A 9,903-nucleotide genomic window follows, 5' to 3' on the forward strand; every position below is an offset into this window, starting at 1 on the left:
GTAGCCGTGCGGAGCACGGCCCAGGTCGTCCAGGGCCGTGGTGTCGCCCTCCTCCACCACCGTGTCCTCGCGCACGCCCAGCAGCGTCAGCGGGAAGCGGGCGTACGCCTCGGGGGCGTACGGCAGCCAGGCCGCTACCGGGCCGCCACCGCGCGCCTTGGGGGCCGGGTGGTAGGGGTGCCCTGTGATCAGGGACTGTTCGGAGCGGAGGTACGGGTCCGCGGGCGCCGTGGCGTGGGCGCGCGCCCTGAGGAGGGCGGCCACCGCCTCCCGGCTGTCGAGCATCTCGGTGGGCAGCTCGGAGTTGGACAGGCCGGTGTGGCGGCGGAGTTCCTCTGCGGTGAGCTTGACCAGTTCGGCGTGGGTGAGGGGATGCCAGGCGCCGTCCGCGTGCACCTCTGGGTGGGTGGGACGGCGGCCGCCGCGCACCCGCAGGAGGCGGCCGCTGGCCCGCAGCCGGTGCGTGTGCGGCCCGACGCGTTCCCCCACCTCCCTCAGAAGGCAGTTGAGCAGCGGGGCTGCGGCGTACGCGTCGGCCGCCGCGCCGACCTCGTCCCTGGGGTACCTGGCGTCCACGGGGTCCATTCGTTCATACGGTGCACTGGTGATCAGTATGTCTGTGGCCGCACGCCGGCACGAAGCCGCCGCGGTGACCGCCGTACGCGGCCCCGCACCACCCCCGCACCGTTTCCGTACCCGAGGAGCCAGCCCGTGCACCGTCCCCCCACGCCCGAGGCCGAGGCCGTGCTCGCCGACGAACTCGCCACTGAGCGCCCCGATCTCACGCTGCCGTACGCGAAGGCGCTGCCCGGTGCCCGGGCGGCCGTCCTGACCCGGCTGTGGCGCGGGCTCGCGTACGATCCGCTGCCCTGGATCGCCCGCCGCGAGCCCGGCCGCGACGGACTCACCCTGCACCTGACGGACGGCCGCCGTCTGCACGGCCCGCACGCGGACCCGTACGCGACCGCCGCGTACGTCACCGAGGTACGGCTCGACGACCGGCCGTACGACCGTCCGGCGCGGCTCATGACGGCGCTGGCCCTCCCGCACGGCTCCGCCTTCGCGGCCGAACTCGACCACGGTGTCGCCTCGTTGGCGCTGTCCCGGGCGAACCAGCCGGCCGAGGCTCCCGCGCCGGTGACGAGCTGGGAGTGGGAGCAGCGGGTGGTCGACGGCCACCCCTTCCACCCCAACTGCCGCTCCCGCCCCGGGTTTTCGGTGGCCGACCAGCTCGCCTACGGGCCGGAGCACCGTCCGGTCGTACGGCTGCTGCCCGCGGAGGCTGACGACTGTCTCGTCGTCGGCACCTGGCCCGAGCGGTTCCGGGCCGAGGGCAGGATCCTGATCCCGGTTCATCCCTGGCAGGCCGACAACGTTCTCAAGTTCCCCTCGCAGGACGGCATTCCGGCGCATCCCCTGATGTCCCTGCGCACGCTCGCCCTCCCCGACGGCGGCCCGCACGTCAAGACCGCGCTGAGTGCGCGGCTGACCTCGTCCGTGCGGGACATCTCGGTCTACTCGATCGAGACGGCCGCGACGGTCTCGGGGTTCGCGGAGGACATCGCCGCCCGCACGGACGGCCTGCTGCACGTCACCCGCACCCTGGGCGCCGTCACCGCGGGCTCCCCCGATCTGGCGGCGGTGCTGCGCGAGTCACCGGAGACGTACGCGTCGGCCGGAAGCGGCGAACGGGTCGTCCCGGTGGCCGCCCTGCCGGCGACCGGTCTGCCCCGGTCCCCATCCTGGCTGGCCGGTTTCACCCGTCTCGCCCTCACCGTCGGCCTCCGCCTGCTCGACCTGGGCGTGGCCCTGGAGGCCCACGGCCAGAACCTCCTGGTGGTCCTGTCCCCGACGGGCGCCCCGCTCCGCCTCGTGTACCGCGACCTGGCCGACATCCGGGTGAGCCCGGCGCGGCTGGCTCGGCACGGTGTCCCGCTCCCCGAACTGACCGGACGGCTCGTCACCGACGACGTCACGGTGCTACGGCGGAAACTGTTCGGATCGCTGGTGGCAGGGGCGCTCGCGGCGACCGCGGGCTCGGCCACGGCCCTGCGGACGGCGCTGGAGACGGCCGTACCGGATCTCCCGCGCACCCCCGATCTCGTGGCCCTGCTCGAAGAGCCGCTGCCCACCAAGGCGTTGACACTGATGCGGCTGTCCCCCGAGCGGCCCGGAGACATGTGGGCCGTACTCGCCAACCCGTGGCACTCCGCGCCGGAGCCTCGCCCTTCCCCATGATTCCGACGCGCTCCGCGCGCCACACCGGCCGGCACGGGCCGGCACGGGCCGCAGCGCCGGGCGTGCGCGTCCCGGCGCTGCCGCCCGCCGTTTTGATGCGCGCGCCCCCTGGTCAATAAGATCCGCCGATGATCACAAGAAAACGGCTGGCGACAGGGGTCTGTGCCTTGTTCGCCGCCCTGGTGGCCGGGATCGCCGTCCCGTCCACGGCCCTCGCCGACGAGACGGCGGACCAGGACGCGCCCAAGGTGGACCTCGTGCTGGATGTCAGCGGGTCGATGCGGGCCCGGGACATCGACGGCGACTCACGGATGGCCGCGGCGAAGCAGGCGTTCAACGAGGTGCTGGACGCGACCCCCGAGGAGGTTCGGCTCGGTATCCGCACCCTCGGCGCCGACTACCCGGGCGACGACCGGAAGAAGGGCTGCGAGGACACCGCGCAGCTCTACCCCGTCGGCCCACTGAACCGTACCGAGGCCAAGACGGCGGTCGCCACGCTCACGCCCACCGGCTGGACCCCGATCGGCCCCGCGCTGCTCGAGGCGGCCGACGACCTGGAGGGCGGCAACGGCTCCAAGCGCATCGTGCTGATCAGCGACGGCGAGGACACCTGCGCCCCGCTCGACCCGTGCGAGGTGGCCCGCGAGATAGCGGCGAAGGGCATCGGCCTCACCATCGACACGCTCGGCCTGGTGCCGAACGCGAAGATGCGCGTGCAGCTCAGCTGTATCGCCGAGGCGACCGGCGGCACGTACACCTCGGTGGAGCACACGGACGAACTCACCGACCGCGTGAACCAGTTGGTGGACCGGGCCGCCGACCCCGTGGTGGTGCCGAAGGCCGTGGACGGCGCGGACGCGTGCGCGAAGGCACCGGCGCTGGAGTCCGGCCTCTACACGGACCGCGAGGAGTTCGGGCAGCAGCGCTGGTACCGCGTGGACGTCCTGCCGGGCTGGGAGCTGCGTGCCTCGGTGAGCGTGGCGGCGGACCGCCGGGTGGGCCCCTCGTACGGGCTGTCGCTGCGGGCCGTGACCGCGAGCGGGCGGGAGATCGTACGCGGCGAGGCGACGGGCAACGGCCGGACCGATGTCATCTCGACGGGGCTGCGCTATCCGAAGGCCGAACTGGAGGACGTGGACGACGACACCGACCTCAAGGGCGCGGGCGAGACGGTGTGCCTCCAGGTCACCCACTCCTTCTCCCCGGCCGACGGCGTGAAGACCACGCCCGGGCTGCCGCTCGAACTGACCATCGACGTCGTGGAGGGTCCCGACGCGGCGAGCGACGTGGCCTCGTTCGGTCTCGGGCGCGGCTGGTGGCTGCTGGGCGTGCTGGTGCTGGCCGGTTTCCTCGGTGGCCTGCTGTGGGGCTGGCTGTCGCGGTGGCGGATCGCGGTCTGGAGGACCAACTGATGTGGATCAGTAGCGTGTTGCGTACGCGGCGGGCGGCGGCCGGGGCGGTGACGGCCGGGCTGTTCCTGCTGCTCGGCGGTACCGCCTCCCCCTCCGTCGCCGACTCCTCGCCCTCCGCCGGCCCGTCGGACGACGGTGACGCGCCGACCGAGGCGGGCACGTCCTTCCGTACGGCGACGGAGATCGAGCAGGGCCGGAAGGCGACGGCCGGCGCCTCCACGGGCGACTACCTGTACTGGTCGTTCCCCGCGGACTCCGGGCAGCGGCCCACGGTACGGGCCAAGGTGAAGCTGCCGGACGCCGCCCGGTCCTCGTCGACCTGGCAGATCGACGTGTACGACGGGCTGCGGCGCCGCCAGGCCTGCCAGTACGGGGCGCAGACGCGCACGGCCGGGACGGACGCGGGCTCCGTGGACCTGTCCTGCACCCTGCGCACGGTGCGCGCCTGGTCGGAGCCGTGGGCCAACGACCCGCTGCCGGGCACGTACTACGTCCGGCTGACCGTCACGGACCTGGAGACGGCCGATCTGGGGCTTCCGGTGGACACCGAGGTCCGGGTGGACTCGAAGGACGCCGGCGGTTCGGCGGCGGTGGACGGCTCGCTGGCGGAACCGCTCGTCCCCGGGGTCGCCATGGCCACCGACGAGGAGGATGAAGACGACTCCGACTCGTCGACCGCCGTGCTGTCTTCGCTCGAACCCGATGACGGCTGGGCCTCCGGCTGGTGGTCCGACCGCTGGGTGTGGACGGCGGTGGGCGGCGTGCTGGCGGCCCTGGCGGGGGTCGGCGGATACGCGCTGACGCGGGGGCCGGGGCGGCCTTCGCGGGTGCCGCCGCCGAGTTCCTGACGCGGTCTCGGAGGTCCGCTGAGCCGTGACCGGTTCAGCGGGCCTCTCTGCGTCTCACGCGCCGGGGCGTGTGCGTCTCGCACCCCCGAGGTGTGTGCGTCTCACGCCCCGGAGGTGTGTGCGTCTCACGCCCGGAGGTGTGTGCGTCTCACGCCCCGGACACCCCGGGAGGCCGCGGGGGTCACCCCTCCCGCAACTCCTTGGCCAACGCCCCGTCTCCCAGCACCTCCACGCGCCCCTCGCGCACCGCGTCCCGCAGGCTCAGCTCCCCCCGGCTCACCGCCGCGCAGGTCTCCTCGTCGAACGCCAACCGGGCGTCCGGCTCCTGGGGCGCCGGCCCGTCCCCATACACCGGACCGTCCACCGCTCCGGCCCACAGGTGGAACTCGCCCTCCTCCAGCCGGACTTCGACGAGTCCGCTCTCCCCGGCCAGTCCGCGCAGCAGCGGCAGCGCGAACCAGTGCGCCCGTACGGCGTCCTGGGCACGCCGCTCGCCGAGCGCGGAGGCACCCCACTCCCCCAGCGCCTGCACCACGGGCAGCAACTCCCGCCCCCGGGCGGTGAGTTCGTACACGTACGCCGCACCGGGAGGAGGCAGCCGGCGCCGTGTCGTCAGCCCGTCGCGCTCCATGTCCTTCAGCCGCGAGGCGAGTACGTCCGTGCTGACGCCCGGCAGGTCCGCGTGCAGATCGGTGTAGCGGCGAGGACCGGCCAGCAGCTCCCGGACGATCAGGAGGGTCCAGCGGTCACCGACCACGTCGAGCGCCCGGGCGGCGGAACAGTACTGGTCGTAGCTTCGGCGAGGTGACATGCGACGCAGTCTAGACATGTTGTTGGACTTTCCAAGCCCGAACTTGGTAAAACCAAGCAACACCACGTACCGGAGGGCGAGAGCGCATGGAGTTCCGGCAGTCGAGCAAGCTCAGCGAGGTCTGTTACGAGATCCGGGGGCCGGTGATCGAGCACGCCAACGCGCTGGAGGAGGCGGGGCACAGCGTGCTGCGCCTCAACACCGGCAATCCCGCGCTCTTCGGCTTCGAGGCGCCGGAGGAGATCGTCCAGGACATGATCCGGATGCTGCCGCAGGCGCACGGCTACACGGACTCGCGCGGTGTGCTCTCCGCGCGCCGGGCCGTGGCCCAGCGGTACCAGAACCTGGGCCTGGAGGTCGACGTCGACGACGTCTTCCTCGGCAACGGCGTCTCCGAGCTGGTGTCGATGGCCGTACAGACACTGCTCGAGGACGGCGACGAGATCCTCATCCCCGCCCCGGACTTCCCGCTGTGGACGGCCGTCACGACGCTCGCGGGCGGCAAGGCGGTGCACTACCTGTGCGACGAACAGGCCGACTGGTACCCGGACCTGGACGACATGGCGTCGAAGATCACCGACCGCACCAGGGCCGTCGTGATCATCAATCCGAACAACCCCACCGGCGCGGTCTACCCGAAGGAGATCATCGAGGGCATTCTCGACCTCGCCCGCCGCCATGGCCTGATGGTCTTCGCCGACGAGATCTACGACCAGATCCTGTACGACGACGCCGTGCACCACTCGGCCGCCGCGCTCGCCCCCGACCTGGTGGTCCTCACCTTCTGCGGCCTGTCCAAGACGTACCGGGTCGCCGGTTTCCGCTCGGGCTGGCTGGTCGTCACCGGCCCCAAGCAGCACGCGCGCAGCTACCTGGAGGGCCTGACGATGCTGGCCTCCATGCGGCTGTGCGCCAACGCCCCCGCCCAGTACGCCATCCAGGCCGCGCTCGGCGGCCGGCAGTCCATCCATGAACTGACGTCCCCGGGAGGACGGTTGCGCGAACAGCGCGACCGCGCCTGGGAGAAGCTCAACGAGATCCCGGGCGTCTCCTGCGTGAAACCGAAGGGCGCGCTGTACGCGTTCCCCCGGCTCGACCCCAAGGTGCACAGGATCCACGACGACGAGAAGTTCGTCCTGGACCTGCTGCTGCGCGAGAAGATCCAGGTGGTGCAGGGCACCGGCTTCAACTGGCCCACCCCCGACCACTTCCGCATCCTGACGCTCCCCCACGTGGACGACCTGGACGCGGCGATCAGCAGGATCGGGCGGTTCCTGGGCGGGTACCGGCAGTAGGGGCGGTGGTCGTCGCCGAGCCCGGTGAGCCGTGACGCGTCAAGCGGAAACGGTCGGCAGCGTCTCGGCGACACCCGTCGGCGTCCCTGCGACACCCGTCGGTGTCCCGGCGACATCCGTCGCAGCGCGTACGAACTCGCGCACCCTCTCCGTCGTGTTCCCCTCCGCCCAGACCAGCCCCCGCTCGATCGGCTTCGCGTCGTGGAGGGGCACGTAGGCCAGGTCGGGTCTGGGGTAGTACTGGCGGGAGTGCTCCCCGACCGGGAGGACTCCCCTGCCCATCGCAACCAGGGTGAGCATCTCGGAGAACGACCCGCCGGCGGGCCCCTTCGGAACGGGCCTGCCCGACGGCGTGCGGTCCGGTGTGCGGTCCCGCTTGAACGCCGCGGAGGTCACCTCCGGGTACTGCACCACGGGATGTTCCGCGAGCACTTCGACCGACACCGACCGCTCGCCGGACAGCGGGTGCCCGGCCGCAACGGCGAGCACCCGGTTCTCCCTGAGCAACACGGGGCCGCAGGCCATTCCGTCGAACGGGTAGGAGGCGAGGAGTATGTCGACCGAGCCGTCCAGCAGGCTGGCCCGGGAGTTGGACAGCTGAACCTCCCGTACCTCGACCCGGCATTCCGGGTGGCGTTCGGCGAACACGCCGACCGTCCTGAGCAGCAGGGGTGCCGTCCACTCGCCGAGGAACGCGACCCGGAGTTCTCCCGTGACACCGCGACTCGCGTCGGCCGCCCTGCTCAGCGCCTCCTCCATGGCCACGACCAGGGGCGCCAGGTCCTCGGCCAACTGCCGTCCAACGGGGGTGAGCCGGACCGTACGGCTGTTGCGCTCGAACAGCATGCCGCCGATCCGGCGTTCCAGTTTCTTGATCACCTGACTGACCCGCCCGGTCGTGATCCGGAGCCGCTCAGCGGTCCGGCCGAAGTGCAGCTCCTCGGCAAGCGTCAGGAAGATCTCGGTCTCCAGTCGTTCCAGCATGATTCCCCCCGGCGTTGAATCCAGCTCAACGATCATGCTCCGATCATGCCTTGATTCGGGTTTTCCCGTGGCGGATCGTAGGAGACGTCCACCCGGTCGTCTCGATGGGAAAGCGATCCGCCCTTCCGGCGCTCGCACACCCGGCCGTCTCCGACACCGGCGTGACCCACCACGCGACCCGCGCGCGCCTCACGGCCCCGCCATGACCCGCCATGACCCGCCATGAAAGGAACCCCCATGCACCCGTCGGACATCACCACCTACCTGACCGGGCTCGACGTCAGCCTGCAGGCCGTCGGCGAGAAAACGCGTCGTGTCATCGACTCCACGCTGCCGGAAGCCACCGGTGCGGTGTGGCACGGCCATCCCACCTGGAGTCTCGGCGAAAAGCCGGGGCAGACCCCGGTCTGCCTGCTCAAGGCGTACAAGTCCTACGTCACCTTCGGTCTCTGGCGAGGCCAGGACGTAACCGACTCGTCGGGGCGGCTGGTCCCCGGCGCGCGCCGGATGGCCTCCGTGAAGCTCAGGACCGTCGACGACGTCGACCCCGCTCTGTTCACCGACTGGCTGCGTGGCGCCCTCGCCCTGGAGGCGAAGTGAGCACTGTGCGCGTGAAGGCGTTCGATCATCTGGTTCTCAACGTGGAGGACGTCGAGCGGTCCCTGGGCTTCTACACCGGACTCCTCGGCCTGGAGCCGGTACGGCTTGAGGAGTGGCGGGCCGGCAAGGTCCCGTTCCCGTCCGTGAGAGTCACCCCGGAGACCGTCATCGACCTCGTCGACCGCCCCCGGAACGAATCCAACGTCGACCACATCTGTCTCACCGTGGAGCCCCTGGACTGGGACGAGGTCGTCAAGTCGGGAGCCTTCACCGTCGTCCAGGGCGCCGTCGAGCGCTTCGGCGCGCGGGGCACTGCCACATCGATCTACGTCCGCGATCCGGACGGCAACACGGTGGAACTGCGCTGGTACCCGCAGGACGCCGCAGCGTGACCGGGCCCGGGGCCGCCCTGGAGGCCGTCCGACGGGTCAAGGGTGTCGAGGGGCGCCTGCCGCGCCGCGGATCGGGGCGGGTCACGCACGGCTCGTCGCTGGTGTGCCGCTGGAAGGTCGCGCGCTCGGGCCTGCGCGTTGCTCCCCTGGACGGTCCGGATGGCCCAGGCCGCCGGGAGAGGCGGACGACGGACGATGAGTTTCTGCCCGATCCGCAGTCAGAGTTCATGGTTGGTGCGCTGCGGCCGCGAGCGTGGTCGAAGCGTGCCCGGCTCAGCTTTACTCAGAACCAGACACGAGCTAGCGAGGAACCTCAGATGCGTACCCTGATCAGCACCGCCTTCATCTCGCTCGACGGCGTCGTGGAGGCCCCGGGCGGTGAGCCCGGTTACCGGAACTCCGGGTGGACCTTCAAGGATGTCGAGTTCCTCCCCGAGGCGTACGAGATCAAGGGCCGGGAGCAGAGGGAAGCCACCGCGTTGCTGCTGGGCCGGGTCAGTTACGAGGCGTTCAGCCCGGTGTGGCCGGACATGGAGGATTTCCCCGACTACAAGGTGATGCCGAAGTACGTCGTCTCCACCACCCTCACCGAGGACGACCTGGTCTCGAACTGGGGCGAGACCACCATCCTGCGCTCGCTCGACGAGGTCGCCGCGCTGAAGGAGACCGAGGGCGGCCCGATCATCGTCCACGGCAGCGCCGCCCTGAACCAGAGCCTCTCGGACGCCGGCCTGATCGACCGTTACCACCTGCTCGTCTTCCCGCTCCTGCTCGGCGCGGGCATGCGGCTCTTCAGCGCCACGGACAAGGACACCCAGAAGCTGAGGCTGGTCGAGCACGAGGTCTATGCCAACGGCCTGCAGAAGAACGTCTTCGACGTAGTCCGCTGACTCTGGGCGAGGGCAACCTCGCACCAGACGGTCTTGGCGTACGGGTCGCCGCACGTCGTCCCCCAGTGGGCGGCCAGCGTCTCGACCAGGTACAGGCCCCGGCCGGACTCCGCGTCGGGCGGCGGCAGTTGGGGTGAGCCGGGTGCGGGTGGACGGCGGTCGGGGCGGGGATCCGTCACCTCGATGCGGAGCGTTGCGTCCTCATGGAAGAGGGTCAGGCCGAGGCGGAAATCCCGGCCCCTCTCCCTGCCGTGCAGGGCAGCGTTCGCGGCCAGTTCCGCGACCAGGAGGGCCGTGGTGTGGTTGGCCTCCGAGTCATACGGCCATCCCCATGAGTTGAGCCGCTCACACGCCAACTGACGGGCCAGTCGGGCGCCCCTGCGGGTGGCCGACAGCCGAATGGTGAAGTGTCGGGTGGGGGCGGTGCGTTGGG

Annotated in this window: 11 protein-coding genes; 7 read left to right on the forward strand and 4 right to left on the reverse strand. The window is 71.3% G+C overall.

Annotated elements, in window-relative coordinates; all coding sequences use genetic code 11:
- On the reverse strand, positions 1-585 hold a 585-nt coding region (locus tag FNH04_RS33750), incomplete at its 3' end, for an IucA/IucC family protein (protein WP_228031772.1).
- 126 nt (positions 586-711) lie between these two features.
- On the opposite strand from FNH04_RS33750, the gene FNH04_RS33755 reads away from it, so the two are divergent.
- The 3 genes from FNH04_RS33755 to FNH04_RS33765 all read left to right on the forward strand — a co-directional run bounded on the left by FNH04_RS33755 (position 712) and on the right by FNH04_RS33765 (position 4,498).
- Positions 712-2,238, forward strand: a complete 1,527-nt coding sequence (locus FNH04_RS33755; RefSeq protein ID WP_322724619.1) for an IucA/IucC family protein — start codon at positions 712-714, stop codon at positions 2,236-2,238.
- Positions 2,239-2,366: 128 nt separating this feature from the next.
- Positions 2,367-3,650, forward strand: coding sequence for a VWA domain-containing protein (locus FNH04_RS33760; RefSeq protein WP_152789656.1), 1,284 nt, complete (start codon positions 2,367-2,369; stop codon positions 3,648-3,650).
- Positions 3,650-4,498 carry a hypothetical protein gene (locus FNH04_RS33765; protein WP_152789657.1) on the forward strand — a complete coding sequence of 283 codons (849 nt, stop codon included), beginning with the start codon at positions 3,650-3,652 and terminating at the stop codon, positions 4,496-4,498. The genes FNH04_RS33760 and FNH04_RS33765 overlap by 1 nt, the downstream gene beginning before the upstream one ends.
- A gap of 181 nt (positions 4,499-4,679) precedes the next feature.
- Here FNH04_RS33765 and FNH04_RS33770 read toward each other — a convergent pair whose 3' ends face one another.
- Entirely contained in the window at positions 4,680-5,309 is a 630-nt protein-coding gene (locus FNH04_RS33770) for a winged helix-turn-helix transcriptional regulator (protein ID WP_152789658.1), read from the reverse strand.
- An 86-nt stretch (positions 5,310-5,395) separates the two neighbouring features.
- Between FNH04_RS33770 and FNH04_RS33775 the strand changes: the two genes are divergently transcribed.
- Positions 5,396-6,604 carry a pyridoxal phosphate-dependent aminotransferase gene (locus tag FNH04_RS33775; protein ID WP_152789659.1) on the forward strand — a complete coding sequence of 403 codons (1,209 nt, stop codon included), beginning with the start codon at positions 5,396-5,398 and terminating at the stop codon, positions 6,602-6,604.
- 39 nt (positions 6,605-6,643) lie between these two features.
- Here FNH04_RS33775 and FNH04_RS33780 read toward each other — a convergent pair whose 3' ends face one another.
- Positions 6,644-7,624, reverse strand: coding sequence for a LysR family transcriptional regulator (locus FNH04_RS33780; protein ID WP_228031773.1), 981 nt, complete (start codon positions 7,622-7,624; stop codon positions 6,644-6,646).
- Between the two features lie 201 nt (positions 7,625-7,825).
- Here FNH04_RS33780 and FNH04_RS33785 point away from each other — a divergent pair, with 201 nt between their 5' ends.
- The 3 genes from FNH04_RS33785 to FNH04_RS33795 all read left to right on the forward strand — a co-directional run bounded on the left by FNH04_RS33785 (position 7,826) and on the right by FNH04_RS33795 (position 9,470).
- Positions 7,826-8,188 (forward strand): DUF1801 domain-containing protein, encoded by a 363-nt coding sequence (locus FNH04_RS33785; RefSeq protein WP_152789660.1) that lies wholly within the window; start codon positions 7,826-7,828, stop codon positions 8,186-8,188.
- Positions 8,189-8,193: 5 nt separating this feature from the next.
- The gene (locus FNH04_RS33790) at positions 8,194-8,580 is read left to right on the forward strand and encodes a VOC family protein (protein WP_322724623.1); all 387 of its coding nucleotides are present in this window, start codon (positions 8,194-8,196) and stop codon (positions 8,578-8,580) included.
- Between the two features lie 317 nt (positions 8,581-8,897).
- Complete coding sequence (locus tag FNH04_RS33795; protein WP_152789661.1) at positions 8,898-9,470, forward strand: dihydrofolate reductase family protein; 573 nt, start codon at positions 8,898-8,900, stop codon at positions 9,468-9,470.
- On the opposite strand, the gene FNH04_RS33800 is transcribed toward FNH04_RS33795, so the two are convergent.
- A partial coding sequence (locus FNH04_RS33800; protein ID WP_152789662.1) for an ATP-binding protein occupies positions 9,425-9,903 on the reverse strand: 479 nt, incomplete at its 5' end. The two genes, FNH04_RS33795 and FNH04_RS33800, sit on opposite strands and share 46 nt — an antisense overlap.

It is taken from the genome of Streptomyces phyllanthi, from assembly GCF_009377205.1.
Taxonomy (GTDB): domain Bacteria; phylum Actinomycetota; class Actinomycetes; order Streptomycetales; family Streptomycetaceae; genus Streptomyces; species Streptomyces phyllanthi.

Excerpts from the sequence above, each read along its gene's own strand:
- FNH04_RS33760 (WP_152789656.1), top strand. The coding sequence starts at position 2,367 with ATGATCACAAGAAAACGGCTGGCGACAGGGGTCTGTGCCTTGTTCGCC.
- FNH04_RS33765 (WP_152789657.1), top strand. The coding sequence starts at position 3,650 with ATGTGGATCAGTAGCGTGTTGCGTACGCGGCGGGCGGCGGCCGGGGCG.
- FNH04_RS33770 (WP_152789658.1), bottom strand. The coding sequence starts at position 5,309 with ATGTCACCTCGCCGAAGCTACGACCAGTACTGTTCCGCCGCCCGGGCG.
- FNH04_RS33775 (WP_152789659.1), top strand. The coding sequence starts at position 5,396 with ATGGAGTTCCGGCAGTCGAGCAAGCTCAGCGAGGTCTGTTACGAGATC.
- FNH04_RS33780 (WP_228031773.1), bottom strand. The coding sequence starts at position 7,624 with ATGATCGTTGAGCTGGATTCAACGCCGGGGGGAATCATGCTGGAACGA.
- FNH04_RS33785 (WP_152789660.1), top strand. The coding sequence starts at position 7,826 with ATGCACCCGTCGGACATCACCACCTACCTGACCGGGCTCGACGTCAGC.
- FNH04_RS33795 (WP_152789661.1), top strand. The coding sequence starts at position 8,898 with ATGCGTACCCTGATCAGCACCGCCTTCATCTCGCTCGACGGCGTCGTG.